Below are 21,495 nucleotides of genomic sequence, written 5' to 3'. Positions count from 1 at the left end.
TGCGCCCCGGCTAGGAGCGTTAGGTTGCTCTAGGGCTTGGGCTGCCGCCAGGGCGACAAATCCGAGGGCGGTGAGTGAATAGGCCGTGGTCCGGCCCCAGCGACGCTTGGGAAGCGAAGCGAGTTCTGATAAACGCATGGCTGCATCCTTTTTATTTTTATAGACATCTGGGCTTGCGGGACGCCTGGGGAGCAACCCTGACGACCGCCTTGATCATCTGGCCAGGGCCGCGCCCGCAACATCGTCCAAACGGATTACATACAACTGCGCCCCGACGGTCGGAGGGGCGCCTGCGTCAGGTCACGGCAGCTCGAACAGGCCCGCCGCGCCCATGCCGCCGCCGATGCACATGGAAACCACCACGAAGCGCGCACCACGACGGCGCCCTTCAATCAGCGCATGGCCGACCATCCGCGACCCGGACATGCCGAACGGGTGGCCGATGGCGATGGCGCCGCCGTTGACGTTCAGGCGGTCGTTATCGATGCCCAGGGCATCGCGGCACTGCAGCACCTGGCTGGCGAAGGCTTCGTTGATTTCCCAGAGATCGACGTCGTTAACCGTCAGACCGAAGCGCCGAAGCAGCCGCGGCACTGCGAAAACGGGCCCGATACCCATTTCCTCCGGCGCGCAGCCCGCGACGGCGATACCGCGGTAGATACCCAAGGGCTGGAGTCCGCGACGCTGGGCCTCGGCGGCGCTCATCAACAGGCAGGCGCTGGCGCCGTCGGAAAACTGCGAGGCATTGCCAGCGGTGACGAACTCGCCCTGCTCGACCCACTTGCCGCCCTTCCAGACCGGCTTGAGCGCCTGCAAGTCCTCGATACGGGTACTGGGCCGATTGCATTCGTCGCGTTCGGCCAGCACATCCTCATGCCCGGTCGGAGTGCCTTCCTTGTCGAACAGCAGCTTGCGCGCGGCCAGCGGCACGATTTCGTCGGCAAAGCGTCCGGCCTGCTGCGCCGACGCGGTACGCAGCTGACTTTGCAGCGCGTATTCGTCCTGGGCGGCGCGGCTGATGCCATAGCGCTGCGAGACGATCTCGGCGGTCTCGATCATCGGGATGTAGGCGCTCGGCATGCATTCGATGACGGCCTCGGACTGCGCCCGGTAGGTGTTCTTGTGCTTCGTCTGGGTCAGCGAGAGGGATTCCACCCCACCGGCAATCGCAATGTTCATTTCGCCGGCCATGATGCTTTTCGCCGCCACGCCGATGCTCATCAGGCCCGACGCGCACATGCGGTCCAGTGCCATGCCCGGCACGCTTGGCGGCAACCCACCGGTGTAGGCGCACAGCCGACCGATGTTGTAGGCCTGGGTACCCTGCTGCACCGCGGCACCCATGATCACGTCCTCAACCGCTTCAGCCTCGACCCCGGCGCGCTCGAGCACCGCGCGCACCACGTGCCCGCCCAGCACGGGGGCCTCGGTGTCGTTGAACGAACCACGGAAGGATTTGGCCAGCGCGGTACGCGCCGTGGAGACAATGACGACTTCGTTCATGGGTTTCTCACTCGCTAAGGGAATTGAAGGTGTAGCGGCTGACGGTATCCACCACGCAGCCAGGGCGGTCGGCGCCCTCGATTTCCACGGTCACGCGCACGGTCTGCTGCACCGCCGCGCCGACCTGCTCGACCTTGACCACTTCTCCACGACCGCGCACCCGCGATCCGACCGTTACCGGCGCGGGGAAACGTACCCTGTCGCAGCCGTAGTTGACGCCCATCTGCATGTTCTGCACCTGCATCAGCTGGGGCAGAAACAGATTGGCCAGCGACAGCGTCAGGTAGCCGTGGGCAACGGTGCAGCCGAACGGACCCTCGGCGGCGCGGACCGGGTCGACGTGAATCCACTGGTGATCGCCGGTGGCCTCGGCGAACAGGTCGATGCGCGCCTGGTCGACCAGCACCCATTCGGTCGTCCCCAGCGCCAGGCCGGTGGACGCCAGCATGTCTTCTGCACTCTTGAATACGGTTGTCATGGCGGCGTCCTCAGGCGTGCTGCGAGCTGACCGAGAGCACTTCGCCGACCATGTAGGAGGCATAGTCGCTGGCCAGGAAAATCATCACGTTGGCCACTTCCCACACCTCGGCGGCACGGCCAAAGGCTTCGCGGCTGGCCAATTGCTCCAGCAACTCTTCGCTGGAGGCTTTCCTCAGGAAGTCGTGCAGCGCGATGGACGGCGACACCGCATTGATGCGCACCCCATGTTCGGCAGCCTCCACCGCGCTGCAGCGGGTCAGCGCCATGACCCCGGCCTTGGCCGCGGCGTAGTGCGCCTGCTCCTTCTGCGCGCGCCAGCCGAGCACCGACGCGTTGTTGACGATGGCGCCGGTCCCGCGGCGCTCCATGTGCGGCAGCATCGCGCGGGTCATGCGGAAGGTACCGGTGAGCGTCACGTCGATGACCCGCAACCATTCTTCATCGGTCATTTCGGTGACACGCTTCTGCCCGCCGAGCCCGGCGTTGTTGATCAGCACATCGACGCCGCCAAGCGCCTGCTCAGCGGCGGCCACCAAGGCCTGCACCTCGTCTTCGATCACCACGTTGCACAACTGGCCGTAGACAGCTTGCAGACCGGTTTCGGCCTTCAGCCGCTCCACCGCCTCTTCCAGGCGGCGCGGATGAATATCGGAAATCATCAGCGCGCGGCAGCCTTCCTCGGCGCAGCGCTTGGCTGCGGCGTAGCCGATGCCGGCGCCGGCGGCGGCGGTGATCAGCACGGATTTGCCGGCCAGCAGTTGATGACCAGGAACATAGGCGGGAGCTTGTCTCACGGTGCATACCTCGGTAATGACAGTTCACTGCCAGGTATACCGGTCGCGGGCAGTGGCAACATCGTCAAAACGGACGTGGCCGCCCATGGCTCGGCAGAATGCCGGTGGCCAGAAACACGCGTGACCGCATAGAGCGGCCACGGTGCTTTAAGGGTGCTGGGGTCTCAGCTTCCGTAGACCTTCTGCGCCGGCACTTCGGCGGCGAGCAGCGCCTGCATGGCCTCACCGACTTCGGCAGGCTGCCAGCGATCACCCTTGTCGACGCCCTGGGTGGTGCGCCAGCCGTCGGCGATGGAGATCTTGCCACCTTCGGCCTCGAACACCCGCCCAGTGACATGGGCCGACTCGGCGGACGCCAGCCAGGCCAGCAGCGAGGAGACGTTTTCCGGCGCCCAGTAGTCGAAGCTGCCATCGTCCGGTGCGGCCATGCGCGCGGCCATGGCTTCCACCGCGGTGGTCATGCCGGTGCGCGCCGCCGGCGCAACGGCGTTGGCGGTGATCCCGTAGCGACCCAACTCTGCCGCCTGGTTCAGCGTCAGCGCGGCGATGCCGGCCTTGGCGGCGGCATAGTTGGACTGCCCGATGGAGCCCTGCAGGCCAGCCCCGGAGGTGGTGTTGATGATGCGCGCATCCACCTTCCTGCCCGCCTTGGACTGGTCGCGCCAGTAGTGCACCGCATGCGAGCTGATGCAGAAATGACCCTTCAAGTGCACCGCCATGATGGCGTCCCACTCGGCCTCGGTCATCGAAGCAAACATGCGGTCGCGGTTGATGCCGGCGTTGTTCACCACCACGTGCAGATCGCCAAAGGCCTCGATGGCCTGCTTCACCGCGTTCTCGCTGTCGGCGTAATCAGTGATGTCGCTAGCGTTGGCCAGCGCACGACCGCCGGCGGCGAGGATCTCATCGACCACCTTCTGCGCCGCTGCCTGATTGATGTCATTGACCACCACGCAGGCGCCCTCGGCGGCGAAAACCCGTGCATGGGCCGCACCCAGACCACCCCCGGCGCCGGTAACGATCACGACGCGTTCGTTGAGAATTCCCATGTTTTGCTCTCCAGAGTCCGTAGCCTGCGCCCATTCGGGGCAGGGGCCTTGTTACAGGCGTTCGATAATGGTGACGTTGGCCTGACCACCGCCTTCGCACATGGTCTGCAAGCCGTAGCGCTCGCCGCTGCGCTCCAGTTCGTGCAGCAGCGTGGTCGCCAGGCGCGCACCCGTTGCGCCCAGGGGATGGCCCAGGGCGATGGCGCCGCCGTTGACGTTGGTGCGTGCCGGGTCGTAATCCAGCTCCTTGGCCCAGGCCATCACCACCGAGGCGAAGGCCTCGTTGATTTCCACCCGGCCGATGTCGGCGATGCGCATGCCGGCTTTCTTCAGCGCATGACGGGTCGCCTCGATCGGCGCGGTGAGGTGCCAGATCGGATCGTCGCCGCGCACGCTCAGGTGATGTATGCGCGCGCGAGGGGTCAGGTTGTAGCGCTTGAGCGCCGCCTCCGACACCACCAGCAGCGCTGCCGAGGCATCGCAGGTCTGGCTGGAGACCGCCGCCGTGATGCTCGGGTACTGTGGATCGACCGGCTCCAGGCTGGCCATCTTCTCCAGGGTGGTGACCCGCGGGGTCTCATCGACCGACAGCCCTTCGCAGGCGACTGTCTCGCGCGCAAAACGGCCCGCCTCGATGGCCGCCAGGGCACGGCGATGGCTCTCCAGCGAAAAATCTTCCATGTCGGCGCGGCTGACCTGCCAGTGATCGGCAATGCGCTGCGCGGCATAGAACTGGTTCACCGGCTGATCGGTGAAACGCGCACGCCAGCCGACACTGCCCGAGAAGGGGTCCGGGAAGCCCAGCGGCTGACCGGCCAGCATGGCCGAGGAAATGGGGATTTGCGTCATGGTCTGCACACCCCCGACGGCAATCACGTCCTGGGTGCCGCTCATCACCGCTTGGGCGGCAAAGTGCAGCGCCTGTTGCGACGATCCGCACTGGCGGTCCACTGTGGTACCCGGCACGTTCAGCGCCAGCCCCGCGGCCAGCCAGCTGGTACGCGCGATGTCACCGGCCTGCGATCCGATGGTATCGACGCAACCAAAGATCACGTCATCGTATTCATCGTCCGGAATTGCATTGCGCTCCACCAGCGCCTTGAGCACATGGGCGCCCAGGTCGACGGCATGCACGTGGGCCAGGCTGCCCTTGCGCTTGCCGGTAGGCGTGCGCAGGGCGTCGACTATGTAGGCTTCAGGCATGGTTCATTCCTCGAAAGTGTTGCCAGGCAGCAACGCGGCACCGAGCAGGTGCTGTTCGACCCGGGTTTTGTGAAGCGCACGGTCGCCCCAGGCGTTGTCCAGTGCCCACGCACGCTTCATGAACATCTGCAGGTCCACCTCCCAGGTGTACCCCATGGCGCCGTGCACCTGGATACCGTGACGGGCGGCCAGCCAGCTGGCTTCGCAGCACGCCAGGCGTGCGTGGGAAATGCGCACGTCAACATCCGCTTCGCCCTTGGCCAGGGCATGGGCGGCGCGGTAGAGCACCGGCTTGGCGAATTCAACCTGGGTGGCGACATCGGCCAGGTGATGCTTGACCGCCTGGAAGCTGCCGATCGGCTTGCCGAACTGCTTGCGCTGGGCCACGTAGTCGACCGACAGATCGAGCATGCGCTGGGCCAGGCCGATCAACTGACCGGCCACCGACAAGGCGCCGCGATTCAGGCTCTCGGCCCACAGCGCGCGCCCCGATTGGGCCTCTGCCACACGGGTCGCGCTGCCCGGTGTCCAGGTCACGGTGTACAGACGCCGCGAGGCATCGATGCTGGCATTGCCCTGCACCGATACCTGATTGCGCGGGACCATGTGCACTTCATCCTGATGGGCCAGCAACAGCCAGTCGGCCAGTCCTGCATCAGCTACCCAGGGATTGACCGGGTGGCCCACGGCCACGCGGACGCTGCCTTCGGCGATCTGCGCCAGCCAGGCATCGCGTTGCTCGCTCTGCGGCAGAGCGGCGAGCAGGCCCACCGCCACATAGGCGGTGTCGGCCAGCGAGTCGGGAATGGCGTAGTAGCCAAGCTCCTGGGTCATCAGCGCCCAGGCAATGTCGTCCATGCCCAGGCCGCCACATTCTTCGGGCACCGAAAGCGCGGTCAGGCCCTGCTCGGCGATCTTGCCGCGCAGATCGGGCGAACGTCCGGCATCGGTTTCCCAGATGTCGCGGAGCATTTCGGGGGCAGCCTCGGTCATCAGGAAACGGCTGATGGCCTCACGGAACGCCAGTTGGTCGTCGGTAAAGATGAAGTTCATCGCCCGCCCCTCACTTCGGCAAACCGAGCATCCGCTCGGCAATGATGTTGCGCTGAATTTCGTTGGTGCCGGCGTAGATGGGCCCTGCCTGGGCGAACAGGAAGCCCTCCAGCCAGCCATCCTCTTCGGCCTCCAGCAGCGGCGCGCCGCTGCGCAACTCGCCACGGGCACCGAGGATGCGCATCGCGGTCTCGTTGATCAGCAGATCCAGCTCGGACCAGACGATCTTGTTGGTGCTCGACTCGGCGCCGATCTTCTCGCCACGGCTGAGGCGGCCCACGGTGTGGTAGGCGCCCAGGCAATAGGCTTCGGCGCCCATCCAGGCCCGTACCACCGCATCGCGAATGCTCGGGTCACGGTCGGCCAGCTCGCGGTTGGCGCGATATAGCTCGACCAGTCGCGTGGCGGCGGACTGGAAGCGCGCGGGCGAGCGCAGCAGCAGGCCGCGCTCGAAGCCGGCCGTGGCCATGGCCACGTGCCAGCCCTGGCCTTCGTCACCGATACGCTGCGCCACCGGCACCCGCACGTCATCAAAAAAGATCTCGGCGAAGGCATCCTTGCCATTGAGCGCCTTGATCGGGCGGATGGTCACGCCGGGGGTATCCAGCGGCACCATCAGAAAGCTCAGGCCGTGGTGGCGCGAAGAAGCCGGATCGCTGCGGAACAGGCCGAAGGCCATGTCGGCGAAACTGGCGCGGGTGGACCAGGTTTTCTGGCCGTTGAGCACATAGTGGTCGCCGTCGCGGGTCGCCTTGGAGGTGATGGCTGCCATGTCTGAACCAGCATTGGGTTCGGACCAGGCCTGGGCCCACATGATCTCGCTGGACGCCGTGCGCGGCAGGAAATCGCGCTTTTGCTCCTCGGTGCCGAACTCCATCAGCGTCGAACCCAGCAGCAGCTGGCCGTTGATGTTGACCCGCATGGGCGCGCCGGCGCCGTAATACTCTTCCTCGAAGATCAGCCATTCGATCAGGTCGCAGCCTCGGCCGCCCAGATGCTCGGGCCACATCACCATGGAGTAGCGCGCCTCGAACAATGTGCCTTCCCAGGCGCGGTGCTGCTCGAAGCCTTCGCGGATGTCGTAGCTGGCCAAGGGTTCCTTGGGCAGGTTGGCCGCCAGCCAGGCGCGTACTTCGGCGCGGAAGGCTTTTTGTTTTTCGGTATACGTCAGGTCCATGGCGTGCCTCAGAACTTCGCGTCGCGTTTTTCGACGAAGGCGCGGCGGGTCTCCGCCGAATCGGCCTCGTTGTAGGCCTGCAGGGTGAAGCCTTGCTCCCAGCGGTACTTGTCTTCCAGGTTGCCGTCTTCGATGCCGTTGAGCGCTTCCTTGGCGATACGGATCATGGCCGGGCTCTTGGCGGCGATCTTGGCGGCGATGTCCATGGCCGCGCCACGCAGCTCGTCTTTGGCCACCACACGTTCGATAAAGCCGTAACGCTCGGCATCACGGGCGCCGATTTTCTCGCCGGTAAAGAACAGGTAGCGGACCTTCTGCACCGGGAACAGGCGCTGCAGGTGCGCGCCGCCGCCCATGGCGCCGCGATCCACCTCCGGCAGCGCGAAGGTGGCGCATTCGGAGGCCACAACAATGTCGGCCGCGCCGGTGATGCCGATGCCGCCGCCGAGGACAAAACCGTGTACGGCAACGATCACCGGCACCGGGCAACGGTGCACGGCCTTGAAGGTTTCGTAGTTGCCACGGTTGACCTTGACGATCAGCTCAGGGTGCTGATCCAACTCCTTGATATCGACACCTGCGCAGAACCCACGGCCCTCGGCGCGGATCACGATCACACGGGTTTCCGGGTCGCTGCCCAGTTCGTTGATCAGGTTGGCCAGGCCCTGCCATTCGTGGCTGTCCAGGGCGTTGACCGGCGGCTTGGCAATCACCAGTTCGGCAATGCCGTTTTCGGTTATGACGCTAAATGCGGTGCTCATGATGCGCTCCTGCTTGCCTGGCCCCGTGGCTGGGCGCTGCGTTGATAGAGATCGGCCAGGCGGGCGTCGGCCTGCTCGACGATTTCGCGGATGATGGTTTCGCAACTGGCCAGCGTATCGATGGCCGCAGCCACTTGGCCCGACGGCAGAATGCCCTCGTCCGGCAGGCCGTCCTGCATGGATTTCTGCAACAACACCGGCTGGTTCGAGGCCATGATGGTTTGCGACAGCGCTTCAGGCTCTTCCTTCAGCACCTGCAGCAAGGTGCGCAGCATGTGTGCGCTGCTCATGCCGGTCTGCTGCTTCCAGCTCCAGGCACTGCGCAGGGCGATCAGCAACCGGCCCAGGCCGCTGGCCTTTTCCAGGCGGTTGATGAAGGCGTTCTCGATCATCCGGTGACGCATGCCGTCGACCGCCAGGGTTACGCGAATCTGTTGCGGGTCGGTCACCTTGAGGTAGCGTTCCAGCGTCTGGGCCGGGGTCGGCGACTCCTGGCTCATCAGAAAACGCGTGCCCATGGCAATGCCACAGGCGCCTGCGGCCAGCGCCGAGGCCAGCCCCCGCCCAGTGGAAAAGCCACCGGCTGCGATGACCGGCACGTTCACCGCATCGAGCACCTGCGGCAACAGGATCGAACTGGGCACGCCGCCGGTGTGGCCGCCGCCCTCGCCGCCCTGGATGGTGATCATGTCGGCGCCCATCTGCACCGCCTTGAGCGCATGCTTGACCGCCCCGACGGTAGGGATGCAGAGCACGCCGGCATCCTTGAAGCGCTGCACGGTCGCGGCATCCGGGCCACGGCCGTAGCTGACGGCCTTAAGGCCGTATTCGATGGCCATGTCCACGCAATCGGCGGCGTTCTCCTGAAACATGTGGAAGTTCAGGCCGAAGTTGCGGCTGCCGGTGGCGGCAATGATCTTTTCAATCTCGCTGCGGGTCTGCGCCGTGTTCAGGGTGGCGGCGGCGAGAAAGCCAAATCCGCCGCCACGGGTGGTACCGATCACCAGGTTGGCATCGGCGACCCAGCCCATGGCGGTCTGCACCACCGGATAGCGGCAACCCAGGCGCCGCGTCAGTTCCGTCTCGAGCCAGGACATCAGCGTTCTCCCGCGGATTTCTTGTTCGCCGCGGCCATGGCCTTGGCGTCGTAACCACCAAGCTTGTCGCCGGACAAGAGTTCGTTGTGGGTGTGGGCGAAGTGGTGCCAGGCGAAGACGGCATCCATGGCGGTGCGCTTGCCGGCCAGATCCTCGACGTGGTTGATCGCCTGCTTGGTCAGCGCCAGCCCCATGCGCGGCTGAGCGGCGATCTTGCCGGCCAGCTCAAGCACAGCACTTTCCAGCGCCTCGCGCGGGACCACGCGATTGACCATGCCCACCTCGTAGGCCCGCGCCGCGCCCATGCGATCGCCGGTCATGAGAAATTCCTTGGCGATGCGCGGACTCATTTCATAGGGATGAGCGAAGTATTCAACGCCGGGTATCCCCATGCGCACCACAGGGTCCTGAAAGAAGGCATCGTCACTGGCGACGATGAAGTCGCAAACCCAGGCCAGCATCAGCCCGCCAGCGATGCAAGCGCCCTGCACCATGGCGATGGTCGGCTTGGGCATCTCGCGCCAGCGCCGGCACATGCCGAGGTAGACCTCCTGCTCGCGCATGTAAAGAAACTCGCCGCCGGGTTTGTTGGTGTGATCCCAGAGCAGATTGACCCGGTCGAACGACTTGTTGATATCGCGGGCCGGCGTGCCGATGTCGTGTCCGGCGGAGAAGTGCTTGCCTTCGCCACGCAGGACGATGACCTTCACCGCGTCATCGGCCACCGCCCGGCGAAAGGCCGCATCCAGCGCATAGGTCATCTGCGAGTTCTGCGCGTTGTTGAAGCTGGGGCGGCTCATGGTCACCGTGGCGATGCCGTCCTGCACCGCGTAGCGCACCGGCTCGTCGGTCTCGTACTCGCTGGCGTCCACGCGTTCGATAAATTCGCTCATTGACGAGGCTCCCGATTCAGGCCTGACGAATGCCGGGCGGATTACCCTTGAGCTGCTTGCTGCGCAGATCGTGCGGGTCCAGGCGGCGGATGAGTTCCAGCTGGGCCTCGGTGGGCGCCGGCGTGATACCCATGTCCGGTGCGGCCAGCAGCTCGAAGCCGGTGTTTTCCTGCACCTGCGCGAAGCTCACGCCGGGATGCAGAGAACGCACCTGGGGCGCATGGTTCGGCCCGTTGTAGTCGATCACGCACAGATCGGTCAGGAGAATGCCCACCGACATCAGCGAAGCGTCCATGCCCTCCTCCCAGCGCTCCGGGTTGAAGCCGACGCCTGACACCATGTCCACGTCCGCCACCAGCGAGCGGGTCGAGTGGTTGGGCACCAGGAAGGAGTTCTTGTGGTTGATGCTGTTGCCTGGCAGGCCGCGCACGCCGAGCATGGCGATCTTCGGCTGGTAGTAGTCGCCGCCGATGGCCGACAGGTTGGTCTGGGCGAAGCGGTCGACCTGGGTCGGGCCGATCATCGCGTGGCGGCGGCCGCCCCACACGCTTTCGAACACGCGCTCGAAACCCAGATAACCGGAATACTTGGGTACGTAGTCGCCACGCGGGCCGACCGGAATCGGCTCTTCCACGAGGAAGCACTCGCTGTCGGTCATCAGCAGCTCGGGGGTGTGGGTCAGCTTGGCGAGGCTGGCGCCCAGCCGCGGCAATATGCCAAGCCCCGACGCGAAGACCTCGCCGTTGTCGCGCCAGGCTTCGCTGGCGGCGACGATCATCAGTTCGGCAAGTGAATAATTCTCTGCAACGCTCATGTCGAACTCCTCAGAACACCGGCAGGGCCAGCGTACGCAGGCGGTCTTGGCCGCCGTTCTTGGTCTGGTAATCGGCCTCGCTGACGTGGACGTATTCGTCCATGTAAGCCGCCCAGCCGCCTTCACCCTCTGCCGACTCGGCGTAGCGCTTGAGGTGCGTCATGTCCCAGCCGTACTCCGGCGCGCAGATGGTCGGGTGCGCGCCGAAGGGCGCATGCACGACACCGGTCACCAGATAACGCTCGAAGAGGTTGAAGCGCGCCTGCTCGGCGGAGAGTTCCAGCCGATCGCTGATGCGCTCGCAGGACACCACGCACTGGGCGGAGGCCCGAGCCATCAGATGATCGAAGTAGGGATCGTTGCCGGTGATCAGGGTGTTGCCCAGGCGGTCAGCTTCATTGACATGCAGGAAGCTGATGTCCAGGTTCAGCGCCGGCATCGCCAGCAGCACTTCACCGTCGTCGTAAGGCGAGCGGATGGTCTTGAGTTCGGGATTCAGGCGCGTCACGTCGGTGGCCAGGCCACAGCGGGTGGGCAGGAATGGCAGGCGCATGCCGGCGGCCCGCAGCCCCCACTGGTACATGCCTTCGTCCAGCTCCATCAGCTCCTTGAGCTGGCCGGCCTGGCGACACTTGCGAAACCAGGGTTCCAGGGGAATGGCATCCAGCGTCGCGAAACAAAAGATCAGCTTCTTGACCTTGCCAGCGGCGCACAGCATGCCCATTTCCGGGCCGCCATAGCCGACCACGGTGAGATCCTTGACGTCCGAGCGCAGGATCTCGCGCACCACGGCCATCGGTTTGCGGCGCGGGCCCCAGCCGCCGAAGCCTACGGTCATGCCGTCCTTCAGCAGGGCCACGGCCTCCTGGGTTGTCATCTGCTTGTTCATGGCGATTCCTTATTGCTGGCGGCCGACCGAGAAGTCGTGCCCCCAGATGCTCACGCGGGTGAATTCGAAGGTGCTGTGCTCGTTCCAGTCCACTTGCAGGCCGCCGTAGCCGTATTCGAGATCGAAGCCGGACGGAGTTTTCATGTAGAAACTGGTCATGCGGTCGTTGAGGTGCTGACCGAGCGTCGCCGACAGCGCTACGCCGGCGGCCTGCATGCGGTCGTGGGCGCGACCGACCTCGGTCATCGAGTCCACTTCCACCATGGCGTGCACGCAGCCGCTGGGCACGGGGTACTCGGCCAGGGCCAGGCTGTGATGGCGGGCGTTGGCGCAATGCAGAAAGTGGATGCGGACTGGCGGCGCGTCAGGCGCCGGGCGAAAATTGAAGACATCGGAGACCTCAAAGCCCAGCACATCGCGCGCGAACGCCGACGTGGCGTCGAAGTTGGGCGCGGGCAACACCGTGTGGCCCAACCCCATGTCGCCGGTCACGAAGCGCGGTACGCCCTGGGGCGAGACGAAGGGCTGACAGTCGGAACGATGGCCCCACGACAGTTCGTGGCGATTGCCGGAGGGGTCAACGACTAGGGCGAGCGCCTGCACGCCGCGCTGATCGCATTCGGCGGCTGAGCCCTGCTCAACGGCCACACCCTTGTCGGCAAATACTTGAAGCGCTTGCGCGTAGGCCTTCTCGCCGGCCACTTCCCAGCCGGAGGCAACATAACGCGCATCCGCACCTTCAACGATGAGCATGCGAAACGGACGCTCATCCATCTTCACATAGAGGCCGCCACCCGGCGCGGGATTGACCTGCATGCCGAGCACGTCCTCGGCGTAACGCTGCCACTCGCTCAGGTTCTGCACCTGGGCGACGAGGTAACTCAAACCACGGATCTTGATCATGCCGCTGCTCCTGCAAAGGTTTCTGGCCAGTTGAGCGGCATTCTGCGAAAGGCGCGCCGTGGGTTCATCGTCCATTGAGACTACGGGTGACCGCCTCGTGAACCCGGGCTTTTCAGCGACGTTCACGTCGGCAGCGCTCCGGATCAGGGCTAGTCCTTTTTGGGGATTCGCATCGGCATCTCAGTGGCCACACTCGCCGCGTAATTACCTAAGGAGCCAGTTCATGGACTTCGCCTTCAACGAAGAACAATTGATGATTCAAGAGAGCGCCGTCGGCTTCCTGGCCAAAGCGTCGGACTCGGCAGCCGTACGCACCGCCATGCAAAGCCCGCAGGGCTACGACATCGGGGTCTGGAAGCAGATTGCTGAGGAACTTTACTGGCCTGCCCTGATGATTCCCGAACAGTACGGCGGCGTCGGCATGGGCTTCGTCGAGCAGGCGGTCCTGCTCGAACAGATGGGCCAACACCTGCTCTGCGCGCCCTTCCTGTCCAGCGCCTGCCTGGCCACGCCGGCGCTGCTGCTGGTCGGCAACGAACCCCTGCGCGAAGCCTGGCTGCCCGAGCTGGCCGCAGGCACGATGACCGCCACCCTCGCCTTCCGGCAGGAGCGCAACGGCTGGCTGGCCTCCCGCCAACCGAGCGCACGCGTAGACGCCGAAGGTTGGCGACTGGAGGGCGAATACGACGCGGTGCTCGACGGCGCCAGCGCCGATCTGCTGATCCTTGCCGCCGAGCACGAGGACGGTCGTCTTGCCCTGTTCGCGGTACCCGCGAACCAGGCCGGTATCGAGCGCAGCGCCCTGCCGACCCTTGACCAGACCCGCCGGCTGGCGCGGATCAGGCTCACCAACGTGGCGGTCGCGCCGGCGCAGAGCCTGACGCTCGACCAGGACGCCACCGCCCTGCTGGAACAAGCGCTGCAAATCGGCGCCATCGCCCTCGCCTGCGAGCAGACCGGCGCCGCCCAGCGCTGCCTCAACCTCACCCTGAGCTATATCAGCGAGCGCCAGCAGTTCAACCGTCCGATTGCCAGCTTCCAGGCGATCAAGCACCGCTGCGCGGACCTCATGCTGCACATCGAGAACAGCCGCTCAGCCGCCTACTACGCCGCCTGCATCGCCCAGCAGGTGCTGGCGCCGGACGGCGACCCGCAACTCAAGGCCGAACTGAGCGAAGCCGCCCCCATTGCCAAGAGCGAGGCCAGCGAGGCCTTCATGCTCTGCGCCGCCGAGTCCATCCAGCTGCACGGCGGCGTCGGTTTCACCTGGGAATACGATCCCCACCTTTACTTCAAACGCGCCCGCGCCAGCGAGCAGCTGCTGGGCACCCCGGCCTGGCACCGTGAACGCCTGGCCGCCCACATCCTGGAGTCCCGCCCATGAAAATTGGATTCAGTGCCGAAGACGAAGCGTTCCGCCGGCAGGTCGCCGACTGGCTCCAGACGCACCTGTGCGGTGAATTCGAGCCGTTGCGTTTTCGCGGCGGACCGGGCGATGAGCACATGTTCCCCGAGGAGCGCAAAGCCTGGGAGCGAGAGCTGGCCAAAGGCGGCTGGATCGGCATCGGCTGGCCCAGCGAGTGCGGTGGCCGCGGCCTGTCCATCTCGCAGCAGGTGATCTTCCATGAAGAGTACGCCCGCGCCGGCGGCCCCGGCCGCATGGGCCACATCGGCGAGGGTCTGATCGGGCCGACGCTGGTGGCGCTGGGCAGCGAGGAGCAGCGACGGCGGTTCCTCCCCGGCATCCTCGAAGGTCGCGAGTTCTGGTGCCAGGGGTATTCCGAACCCAGCGCCGGCTCGGACCTGGCCGGCGTCAAGACCCGCGCCCAGCTGGAAAATGGCGAGTGGATCATCAACGGGCAGAAGGTCTGGACCTCCCTGGCCCATGAGTCGCAGTGGTGCTTCGTGCTGGCGCGCACCGAGCCCGGCAGCGTCGGCCACCACGGCCTGACGTTTCTGCTGGTACCGATGGAGCAGCCCGGCATCGCCGTGCAGCCGATTCAGCAACTGACCGGCACCAGCGAATTCAACGAGGTGTTCTTCAGCGACGCCCGCACCGCGGCGGACAACATCATCGGCGCGCCAGGCGATGGCTGGAAGGTGGCCATGACGTTGCTCGGCTTCGAGCGCGGCGTGTCGACCCTCGGCCAGCAGATGCAGTTTCGCAACGAACTCGAGGAGGTCATCCGCGCCGCCCAAGACAACGGGGCCGACCGCGACCCGCTGATCCGCCAGCGCCTGGCCCAGGCCTGGGCCGGCCTCAAGGTGCTGCGCTACAACTCGCTGCGCATGCTCTCCGGCACCCAGGACGGCAGCCTGCGCGGCGAGGCGATGATCTACAAGCTGGCCTGGTCGAACTGGCACCGCGACCTGGGCAAGCTGGCCATGGACGTGCTCGGCCCGCAGGCGGAGCTGCTCGAGGGTGCGCCCTACCAGCTGACACGGCTGCAGTCGCTGTTCCTCTTCACCCGCTCGGACACCATCTACGGCGGCAGCAACGAGATCCAGCGCAACATCATCGCCGAGCGCGCCCTGGGTATGCCTCGCGAGCCGCGGGCCCGCTGATTCAAGCCACAGCGCTCCCTCGAAGAAAGCCCGCTTCGCATTCAGCGAAGCGGGCTTTTTCTTTACCGCCGCACGCTCAAGCGCGAGCTCAGGCCGACCAGGCCGGATAGTCGCTATAACCTGCTGGGCCTGAGCTGTAGAGCGACTTGCGGTCAAAACCCGCCAGCGGCCAGCCGTTGCGCAGACGCTGCGGCAGATCGGGATTGCCGATGAAATGGCGAGCGAAGGACACCGCTTCGCCCTGCCCTGCCTCAATCGCGGCCGACGCGCCGGGGCCGTCGAAGCCATCATTGAGGATCAGCGCCGTGTTGCCGTGCTCGCGCGCGAGGGCGAAGGCATCCAGTCCATCGACGGGTGAACGCATGATATGCAGATAGGCCAGCCCCAGCGCAGCGACTGCCTTCATCAGCGCAATGGCCGTACCGGCGGGGTCCTCGTCCTGGATGTCGTTGTACGGATTGCCCGGGCACATCCGATAGCCGACACGACCCGCACCGATGGCCTGGGCCATGGCCGCCAGCACCTCGGCAGGGAAGCGCACGCGGTTTTCCACGGAACCGCCATAGCAGTCCTCGCGCTGATTGCTGCCGCTGGCCATGAACTGCATCGGCAGGTAGCCACTGGTGCAGTGCAGCTCGACGCCGTCGAATCCGGCTTCACGAGCCAGCACGGCGGCGTCGCGATACTGACGCACCACCTCGGCCACTTCCTCGGTGCTCAACGCGTGCGGTTCCTCGGTGTCCACCATCCCTGCGGCGTCGCTGTACACCTGGGCGTTGGCGCGCAGCGCCGATGGTGCGACGGTGCGCGCGCCCACGGGTTTGTTGTGACGGCTGGCGGCACGGCCGACGTGCATCAGTTGCAGGACGATCAGGCCGCCCTCGGCATGCACGGCATCGGTTACCGCGCGCCAGGCGGCGACCTGTTGCTCATCGTAGATCGCTGGCGTGCGGCAATAGCCGAGGCCTTCAGGCGAAGGCGCGGTGCCTTCTGCCACGATCAGGCCCGCCCCGGCACGCTGGCGGTAGTAATCGACCATTTCGGCGGTCGGTACGCCACGCGCATCGGCGCGGCTGCGGGTCATCGGAGCCATCACGATACGGTTAGCGAGCTGCAGCTCACCCAGCTGCAGCGGCTGGAACAATGGATTCATCGATCGATCCTCAATGGGGCCGACGCCGAGAAGCGGCCTCGGCGATGCCAGGCGGCAAAAAAAAAGCCCACCCGCCGGGGCGGGCGAATGGGCAAGGGGGGTGTAAGGTCAGCGCACGCGGATTTTCGGATCGGCCGCCCCGCCACGCATCGTCGCGAGGAAGCCTTCCAGCGGCGCCGGTTCCGCGACCTGGGGCAGTTCATCCTTGTTCGGGCGATTGGCCCAGAAGGCATCCCACGACGGGAACAGCTCATGGAAAGACCCGGCATACGGTTCGCGGCCCGGCCAGCGCATCTTCAAACCGCCGATGGGCGGCTTGTTCAGGTCGGTCGCATACCAGTAGCACGGCAGTCGGCGGCGGAAGCACCAGCGCCCGTCGATACGCTCGTAGTCGTCCCAGTAGAGCATCTGCATGATCACCCACTCGGGGCCGGTTTCATGTTCGTTCTTCGAATACACCACGCCGGTGGCGTGGTCCGGATCGCTGAACTCGATGATGTGCTGGCCCAGGTGATGGGAGGTGCCGTGGAACTGCAGCCGCATGGTGTCGTCGAGCCAGGCCTTCAGATGCGCGCGGCCCACCTTGTCACGGCCCACGCGCACGTCCGGCGCGAAGCAGTTGGCCATGGCATCCAGGTCGCGCATGTCCAGCGACAGTGCGTACTTGCCGGCCAGCTGGCGAATCGCGTCGAGCGACTCCAGGCGGTCGATACGCGTCAAAAGATCCTGATCGCTCATGGGCACCTCACTCAAACACGGTGTACAGGTCGGAGCTGCGGCCGCCGTCAACGTTCAGGCAGGCGCCGGTGACGTAGGACGCTTCATCGCTGGCCAGGAACAGGATCGCGTTGGCCAGTTCGAGCGGCTTGCCCACGCGCTTCATCGGGATGAGTTTTTCGGTGTTACCGCGGGCCTTGTCATCGCTCATCATGCCGGCCATGGCGGGGGTATCGACCACGCCCGGGACGACAACGTTGCAGCGCACGCCGTAAGGCGCGCCTTCACTGGCCACCGCCCGGCTGAAGTTGTTCACCGCGGCCTTGGCAGCCGAGTAGCCGCTCATCCGGGCCGTGCCGAACTGGCCGCAGATCGAGGAGATGTTGACGATGCTGCCGCCACCCTTTTCCTTCATCAGACGCATCGCGGTCCGGGTACCCCAGAAGGTGCCGTCCACGGTGGTCTTGAAATTGGCGTGCCAGTCCGCGGTGGACATGCTGTCCACCGCGCCCCAGGTAAAGGCCATGGCGTTGTTGACCAGGATGTCCAGGCGGCCATGACGCTGAGCGGTGGCTTCGATCGCGCCGACATAAGCGGCCTCGTTGCTGACGTCAGCCACAGCGATTTCAGCCTTGCCACCGGCGCTCAGAATTCTTTCCTGAACAACAGCCAGGGCCTCTTCGCGGCGGCCGCAGAGCACCACCAAAGCACCCTCTTCGGCAAAACGAACGGCCGTGGCCTCGCCGATTCCGGAGCTGGCACCGGTGACAAATGCGATTTTTCCTGCGAGACGTGACATTGCAATTCCCCTGATCAGATGAAGGCCATGCCGCCGTTGACGGCGATGTTCTGGCCGGTGATGAAGCTGGCTTCCTCGCTGGCCAGGAAGGCCGCGACGCGGGCGATTTCGTCAGTGCTGCACAGGCGACCCAGCGGTACGCCCTTGAGCAGGTCCGCCATCATTTCGTCGGGAATGCCGGCCATCATCGGCGTGTCGGTCGGCCCGGGCACCAGGGTGTTGACGCGAATACCATGGCCCGCCAGCTCCCTGGCGATACCACGGGTCAGCCCCATGATTCCGGCCTTCGAAGCGCAGTAGTGATTGGGGCCTTCACCCGTCAGCGCCGACGTGCTGGAGAGGTTGATGATGCTGCCGCCCGCGCCGCCCTTGACCATCAGCTGGGCGCTTTCCCGGGCGCAGAAGAAGGCGCCGGTGAGGTTGACGCCGATGACCCGCTGCCAGCTCTCGTCGGGCGTGTCGAGGAAGCTGTCCAGGCCGCCGACGCCGGCGTTGTTGACCAGGATGTCGAGGCGACCGAAGTGTTTCTCGGCGAGACTCACCGCGTCGGCCACAGATGCGCTGTCGGCCACGTTGCAGACCACCGGCAACACCTTGTCACCCAGATCGCCGAGGCCTTCGCGCAGGCTGTCGAGGTTGATGTCGGCTGCCACTACCCGTGCGCCCTCTTCCACGAAGCGGCGGGCAATGGCCAGGCCCATACCTTGAGCGGCGCCGGTCACGAACGCTACTTTGTCCTGCAATTTCATAACGAGTCTCCTACGGACGGGCTTGACGCCCTGGTTCTTGTTTTGCCCGCATGATTCGGGTCGCCGCCACGCGCCGCATCGTCCAAGGAGACTAAAGGGGCCGCCTGGCCTGCGATCGTCCCCCGACTCGTCTGAACGAACGATGCCCTTCGCCACCGAGCGTCCGACCATCGCGTGACGGGAGTAACGGCGCCGGGCGCGCCGATGCCCCTTCCCAGCTATCGGAGAATTCGCGATGACCCAGTTCCAAGACCTGCCCCTGCCGGTGGGCCATTACCTCACGTTGCACAACGGCCTGCGCCTGCATTACCTGGACGAGGGCCAGGGCCCAGTGGTGCTCTGGCTGCATGGCAGCGGCCCTGGTGCGAGTGGTTTCAGCAACTTCAAGGGCAACTATCCGCTGCTGACAGAGGCGGGCTACCGCAATATCGTGCTCGACCTGCCGGGCTTCGGCCGCTCCGACAAACCGGACGATGGCCAGTACGACCTGGCGTTCTTCGTCGCCACGCTTCAGGCATTCACCCAGGCACTGGGCATCACGCGCTGCACCCTGCTGGGCAACTCGCTGGGCGGCGCCATAGCATTGGGCCTGGCGTTGGCTGAACCGGCGCTGGCGGAGAAACTGATCTTGCTGGCGCCTGGCGGCGTGGAGGAGCGCGAGACCTATTTCCAGATGCCGGGCATCCAGCGCATGGTCTCGCTGTTCGGCGCCGGTCCCATCGGCTTGCCGGAGATGCGCAGCATGATGAGCCTGCAGCTGTTCGATCCCTCGATCCTGCCCGAGGAACTGCTGGCCGAACGCGTGGCGGTCGCAGTCACCCAACCGAAGAATCTCTTCAGCACCATGATGATCCCCAACATGACCTCGCGCCTGGGTGAGATCGACTGCCCGATCCTGTGCTTCTGGGGCAACAACGACAACTTCAACCCGGTCGGCGGCGCACGGCACATTGTCGACAACGCCCAACGGGCCCAGGTGGTTATCCTCAATCGCTGCGGCCACTGGGTACAGGTCGAGCACCGTGACCTGTTCAACCGCAGCTGCCTGGACTTCCTCCGCCACGGTTGAGGGCGACAAGCGGGGTGGCATCTGCACACCCCGCCTGCCTGGCGAGAACTCAGGCGTTCGATGCGTCGAGGAAGGCCGGGCGCTCGCCCCCGCCATGCAGCAGCAGGTTGCAGCCGCTGGCGTAGCCACCCAGCGGGGAAGCGATGAACAGGCAGGCGGCGCCGATATCCTCGGGTTTCGCCAGGCGATTGGCGGGAATGGTGGCACTCACCGCCGCGATGCCCGCCTCGTCACCGTAGTGCTGGTGCGACTGCTCGGTGTGCACCAGGCCGGGGCTGACCGCCACCACCCTCACTTTCGGCGCCCACTCCACAGCCAGCGAACTGGCCAGTGAGAGGATGCCCGCCTTCGCCGCGCCATAGGCCGCAGTCAGCGGCGACGGCCGAAGCGCGCTGATGCTGCCGATGAATACGATCACGCCACCGTCGGCCTGCTCCTGCATCAGCGCATTGGCCTGCTGGGCCACGTTCAGCGGCGCAATGAGGTTCAGCCGAATGATGCTTTCGTGAAAGCGAGGCGAGGCGCTGCCGGCGTCCGCAGGCGGGCTGCCGCCGGCGTTGTTGATCAGCACGTCGAGGCGACCGAAACGCTGACGGATCTCGCCGAACAGGACCTCCAACGAGTGCAGATCGCGCACGTCGGCGGCAATGAAGCTGGCGCGGTTTTCCGCCACCTGCGGCAGTGCCTCCGGCTCGTTGCGTCCGCACACCACCACCTGCGCACCGGCCGCCAGAAAGGTGCGCGTGATGCCTGCGCCCACACCTCTGGCGCCGCCTGTCACCAGCACCACCTTGCCGCTATAGTCCAAGCCCGCGTGGATATCCATGAATTGCTCCTGTTGCAATGTTGCCTGCATTCTGGGCAAACACTGCGGGCGCGCTCGTCGTCTGAACGGACGATGAGCGCTGATCGTGCCCCTCTGACAATCGGCGTCCCGCCAGCATCGGAGTCATGGCATGAAGGATCTATCTCCCCCCGTTCTGCTGGAGCGACCGGAGCCCGGCATTGCCCTGCTGCGCCTGCATCGCCCGGACGTGCGCAACGCGCTCAGTCCAGACCTACAGGCGATGCTGGCCGCTCAGTTTTCGATGTTGTCGGACGATCCGCAGACCCGCTGCATCCTGATCACAGGCGGCGAGCAGGTGTTCGCGGCCGGAGGTGACATCGAGGACATGCTTGAGGTCGGCGCAATGGACCTCTACAAGCGCCACACCGAACGGCTCTGGGCGCCGATCCGGAACTGCCCCAAGCCGGTCATCGCGGCGGTTTGCGGCTATGCCTATGGCGGCGGCTGCGAACTGGCGATGCTCGCCGACATCATAATTGCTGGCCGCAGCGCACGTTTTTCCCAGCCGGAAATCCGGCTCGGCATCATGCCCGGCATCGGCGGCACTCAGCGCCTGGTTCGCGCGGTCGGCAAGGCCAAGGCGATGCACATGGCCTTGACTGGCCTGCCCCTGAATGCCGAACAGGCGTGGATCGCCGGACTGGTCAGCGAGGTGGTCGCCGACGACGAAGTGCTTGGCCACGCACTGGGGCTGGCCCGCTCGATAGCCGCCATGTCGCCGCTTGCCGCCGAGCAGATCAAGGAAGTCATCCTCCTGGGCATGGATGCGTCGCTGGACGCCGGCCTTGCACTGGAGCGGCGAGCCGCGGCACTGCTGTTCGCCACCCGCGACCAGAAGGAAGGCATGCAAGCGTTTCTCGATAAACGCCCGCCCCGTTTCGAAGGCCGCTAGTGGCCTGTGCGGTTAGTTGGTTCCCTCAAGTTCGGATGCCTGAGGTTCCGAGACAAGGCGCCACGACGAGTCATAGCAGGGCTATGGC

General features: G+C 65.5%; 22 protein-coding genes. 4 read left to right on the top strand and 18 right to left on the bottom strand.

What is annotated here, in order from left to right:
- Positions 1–300: 300 nt before the first annotated feature.
- From ACTV8E_RS19290 to ACTV8E_RS19230, 13 genes are all read right to left on the bottom strand, one after another.
- Positions 301–1,503, bottom strand: a complete 1,203-nt coding sequence (locus ACTV8E_RS19290; RefSeq protein WP_443200523.1) for an acetyl-CoA C-acyltransferase — start codon at positions 1,501–1,503, stop codon at positions 301–303.
- Positions 1,504–1,510: 7 nt separating this feature from the next.
- Positions 1,511–1,981 carry a MaoC family dehydratase gene (locus ACTV8E_RS19285; RefSeq protein WP_443200522.1) on the bottom strand — a complete coding sequence of 157 codons (471 nt, stop codon included), beginning with the start codon at positions 1,979–1,981 and terminating at the stop codon, positions 1,511–1,513.
- Between the two features lie 10 nt (positions 1,982–1,991).
- A complete protein-coding gene (locus ACTV8E_RS19280) occupies positions 1,992–2,777 on the bottom strand; it encodes an SDR family oxidoreductase (protein WP_443200521.1) in 786 nt (261 codons plus the stop codon).
- A gap of 164 nt (positions 2,778–2,941) precedes the next feature.
- Positions 2,942–3,826 (bottom strand): SDR family oxidoreductase, encoded by an 885-nt coding sequence (locus tag ACTV8E_RS19275; protein ID WP_443200520.1) that lies wholly within the window; start codon positions 3,824–3,826, stop codon positions 2,942–2,944.
- A gap of 51 nt (positions 3,827–3,877) precedes the next feature.
- Positions 3,878–5,029, bottom strand: coding sequence for an acetyl-CoA C-acetyltransferase (locus ACTV8E_RS19270; protein WP_443200519.1), 1,152 nt, complete (start codon positions 5,027–5,029; stop codon positions 3,878–3,880).
- A 3-nt stretch (positions 5,030–5,032) separates the two neighbouring features.
- On the bottom strand, positions 5,033–6,082 hold the full coding sequence (locus ACTV8E_RS19265; RefSeq protein ID WP_251837529.1) for an acyl-CoA dehydrogenase family protein: 1,050 nt from the start codon (positions 6,080–6,082) through the stop codon (positions 5,033–5,035).
- 10 nt (positions 6,083–6,092) lie between these two features.
- On the bottom strand, positions 6,093–7,259 hold the full coding sequence (locus tag ACTV8E_RS19260) for an acyl-CoA dehydrogenase family protein (protein WP_443200518.1): 1,167 nt from the start codon (positions 7,257–7,259) through the stop codon (positions 6,093–6,095).
- 8 nt (positions 7,260–7,267) lie between these two features.
- Positions 7,268–8,020 carry an enoyl-CoA hydratase family protein gene (locus tag ACTV8E_RS19255; protein ID WP_251837527.1) on the bottom strand — a complete coding sequence of 251 codons (753 nt, stop codon included), beginning with the start codon at positions 8,018–8,020 and terminating at the stop codon, positions 7,268–7,270.
- Complete coding sequence (locus ACTV8E_RS19250; protein ID WP_443200553.1) at positions 8,017–9,120, bottom strand: NAD(P)H-dependent flavin oxidoreductase; 1,104 nt, start codon at positions 9,118–9,120, stop codon at positions 8,017–8,019. The genes ACTV8E_RS19255 and ACTV8E_RS19250 overlap by 4 nt, the downstream gene beginning before the upstream one ends.
- Positions 9,117–10,010, bottom strand: coding sequence for an enoyl-CoA hydratase (locus tag ACTV8E_RS19245; protein ID WP_443200517.1), 894 nt, complete (start codon positions 10,008–10,010; stop codon positions 9,117–9,119). The genes ACTV8E_RS19250 and ACTV8E_RS19245 overlap by 4 nt, the downstream gene beginning before the upstream one ends.
- 16 nt (positions 10,011–10,026) lie before the next feature.
- Positions 10,027–10,824: a CoA-transferase subunit beta gene (locus tag ACTV8E_RS19240; RefSeq protein ID WP_251837525.1), complete on the bottom strand. Its 798-nt coding sequence runs from the start codon at positions 10,822–10,824 to the stop codon at positions 10,027–10,029.
- A gap of 10 nt (positions 10,825–10,834) precedes the next feature.
- Complete coding sequence (locus ACTV8E_RS19235) at positions 10,835–11,713, bottom strand: CoA transferase subunit A (RefSeq protein WP_251837524.1); 879 nt, start codon at positions 11,711–11,713, stop codon at positions 10,835–10,837.
- Between the two features lie 9 nt (positions 11,714–11,722).
- Positions 11,723–12,616, bottom strand: a complete 894-nt coding sequence (locus ACTV8E_RS19230) for a VOC family protein (protein WP_443200516.1) — start codon at positions 12,614–12,616, stop codon at positions 11,723–11,725.
- A 223-nt stretch (positions 12,617–12,839) separates the two neighbouring features.
- Here ACTV8E_RS19230 and ACTV8E_RS19225 point away from each other — a divergent pair, with 223 nt between their 5' ends.
- On the top strand, positions 12,840–14,000 hold the full coding sequence (locus tag ACTV8E_RS19225; protein WP_443200515.1) for an acyl-CoA dehydrogenase family protein: 1,161 nt from the start codon (positions 12,840–12,842) through the stop codon (positions 13,998–14,000).
- Positions 13,997–15,181, top strand: a complete 1,185-nt coding sequence (locus ACTV8E_RS19220; RefSeq protein WP_443200514.1) for an acyl-CoA dehydrogenase family protein — start codon at positions 13,997–13,999, stop codon at positions 15,179–15,181. The genes ACTV8E_RS19225 and ACTV8E_RS19220 overlap by 4 nt, the downstream gene beginning before the upstream one ends.
- An 88-nt stretch (positions 15,182–15,269) precedes the next feature.
- Here the strand turns inward: ACTV8E_RS19220 and ACTV8E_RS19215 are convergent, their stop codons facing one another.
- From ACTV8E_RS19215 to ACTV8E_RS19200, 4 genes are all read right to left on the bottom strand, one after another.
- Complete coding sequence (locus tag ACTV8E_RS19215) at positions 15,270–16,334, bottom strand: alkene reductase (RefSeq protein WP_443200513.1); 1,065 nt, start codon at positions 16,332–16,334, stop codon at positions 15,270–15,272.
- A 108-nt stretch (positions 16,335–16,442) separates the two neighbouring features.
- Positions 16,443–17,072, bottom strand: coding sequence for a nuclear transport factor 2 family protein (locus ACTV8E_RS19210; protein WP_251837519.1), 630 nt, complete (start codon positions 17,070–17,072; stop codon positions 16,443–16,445).
- 7 nt (positions 17,073–17,079) lie between these two features.
- Positions 17,080–17,850 (bottom strand): SDR family NAD(P)-dependent oxidoreductase, encoded by a 771-nt coding sequence (locus ACTV8E_RS19205; protein ID WP_443200512.1) that lies wholly within the window; start codon positions 17,848–17,850, stop codon positions 17,080–17,082.
- Positions 17,851–17,864: 14 nt separating this feature from the next.
- Positions 17,865–18,599 (bottom strand): SDR family NAD(P)-dependent oxidoreductase, encoded by a 735-nt coding sequence (locus tag ACTV8E_RS19200; protein ID WP_443200511.1) that lies wholly within the window; start codon positions 18,597–18,599, stop codon positions 17,865–17,867.
- A gap of 235 nt (positions 18,600–18,834) precedes the next feature.
- Between ACTV8E_RS19200 and ACTV8E_RS19195 the strand changes: the two genes are divergently transcribed.
- Positions 18,835–19,668: an alpha/beta fold hydrolase gene (locus tag ACTV8E_RS19195; RefSeq protein ID WP_443200510.1), complete on the top strand. Its 834-nt coding sequence runs from the start codon at positions 18,835–18,837 to the stop codon at positions 19,666–19,668.
- A gap of 49 nt (positions 19,669–19,717) precedes the next feature.
- Here the strand turns inward: ACTV8E_RS19195 and ACTV8E_RS19190 are convergent, their stop codons facing one another.
- Positions 19,718–20,494 (bottom strand): SDR family oxidoreductase, encoded by a 777-nt coding sequence (locus ACTV8E_RS19190; RefSeq protein ID WP_443200509.1) that lies wholly within the window; start codon positions 20,492–20,494, stop codon positions 19,718–19,720.
- Between the two features lie 130 nt (positions 20,495–20,624).
- On the opposite strand from ACTV8E_RS19190, the gene ACTV8E_RS19185 reads away from it, so the two are divergent.
- On the top strand, positions 20,625–21,407 hold the full coding sequence (locus ACTV8E_RS19185; protein ID WP_273538160.1) for an enoyl-CoA hydratase: 783 nt from the start codon (positions 20,625–20,627) through the stop codon (positions 21,405–21,407).
- Positions 21,408–21,495 lie beyond the last annotated feature (88 nt).

The sequence above is a fragment of the Pseudomonas sp. B392_1p genome, from assembly GCF_052245235.1.
Taxonomy (GTDB): domain Bacteria; phylum Pseudomonadota; class Gammaproteobacteria; order Pseudomonadales; family Pseudomonadaceae; genus Serpens; species Serpens gallinarum.
Note: the sequence above shows the minus strand (reverse complement) of the source record. Positions and strands in the feature narration are given on the sequence as shown.

Excerpts from the sequence above, each read along its gene's own strand:
- ACTV8E_RS19290 (WP_443200523.1), bottom strand. The coding sequence starts at position 1,503 with ATGAACGAAGTCGTCATTGTCTCCACGGCGCGTACCGCGCTGGCCAAA.
- ACTV8E_RS19285 (WP_443200522.1), bottom strand. The coding sequence starts at position 1,981 with ATGACAACCGTATTCAAGAGTGCAGAAGACATGCTGGCGTCCACCGGC.
- ACTV8E_RS19275 (WP_443200520.1), bottom strand. The coding sequence starts at position 3,826 with ATGGGAATTCTCAACGAACGCGTCGTGATCGTTACCGGCGCCGGGGGT.
- ACTV8E_RS19270 (WP_443200519.1), bottom strand. The coding sequence starts at position 5,029 with ATGCCTGAAGCCTACATAGTCGACGCCCTGCGCACGCCTACCGGCAAG.
- ACTV8E_RS19265 (WP_251837529.1), bottom strand. The coding sequence starts at position 6,082 with ATGAACTTCATCTTTACCGACGACCAACTGGCGTTCCGTGAGGCCATC.
- ACTV8E_RS19260 (WP_443200518.1), bottom strand. The coding sequence starts at position 7,259 with ATGGACCTGACGTATACCGAAAAACAAAAAGCCTTCCGCGCCGAAGTA.
- ACTV8E_RS19255 (WP_251837527.1), bottom strand. The coding sequence starts at position 8,020 with ATGAGCACCGCATTTAGCGTCATAACCGAAAACGGCATTGCCGAACTG.
- ACTV8E_RS19245 (WP_443200517.1), bottom strand. The coding sequence starts at position 10,010 with ATGAGCGAATTTATCGAACGCGTGGACGCCAGCGAGTACGAGACCGAC.
- ACTV8E_RS19240 (WP_251837525.1), bottom strand. The coding sequence starts at position 10,824 with ATGAGCGTTGCAGAGAATTATTCACTTGCCGAACTGATGATCGTCGCC.
- ACTV8E_RS19235 (WP_251837524.1), bottom strand. The coding sequence starts at position 11,713 with ATGAACAAGCAGATGACAACCCAGGAGGCCGTGGCCCTGCTGAAGGAC.
- ACTV8E_RS19230 (WP_443200516.1), bottom strand. The coding sequence starts at position 12,616 with ATGATCAAGATCCGTGGTTTGAGTTACCTCGTCGCCCAGGTGCAGAAC.
- ACTV8E_RS19225 (WP_443200515.1), top strand. The coding sequence starts at position 12,840 with ATGGACTTCGCCTTCAACGAAGAACAATTGATGATTCAAGAGAGCGCC.
- ACTV8E_RS19220 (WP_443200514.1), top strand. The coding sequence starts at position 13,997 with ATGAAAATTGGATTCAGTGCCGAAGACGAAGCGTTCCGCCGGCAGGTC.
- ACTV8E_RS19215 (WP_443200513.1), bottom strand. The coding sequence starts at position 16,334 with ATGAATCCATTGTTCCAGCCGCTGCAGCTGGGTGAGCTGCAGCTCGCT.
- ACTV8E_RS19210 (WP_251837519.1), bottom strand. The coding sequence starts at position 17,072 with ATGAGCGATCAGGATCTTTTGACGCGTATCGACCGCCTGGAGTCGCTC.
- ACTV8E_RS19205 (WP_443200512.1), bottom strand. The coding sequence starts at position 17,850 with ATGTCACGTCTCGCAGGAAAAATCGCATTTGTCACCGGTGCCAGCTCC.
- ACTV8E_RS19200 (WP_443200511.1), bottom strand. The coding sequence starts at position 18,599 with ATGAAATTGCAGGACAAAGTAGCGTTCGTGACCGGCGCCGCTCAAGGT.
- ACTV8E_RS19195 (WP_443200510.1), top strand. The coding sequence starts at position 18,835 with ATGACCCAGTTCCAAGACCTGCCCCTGCCGGTGGGCCATTACCTCACG.
- ACTV8E_RS19190 (WP_443200509.1), bottom strand. The coding sequence starts at position 20,494 with ATGGATATCCACGCGGGCTTGGACTATAGCGGCAAGGTGGTGCTGGTG.
- ACTV8E_RS19185 (WP_273538160.1), top strand. The coding sequence starts at position 20,625 with ATGAAGGATCTATCTCCCCCCGTTCTGCTGGAGCGACCGGAGCCCGGC.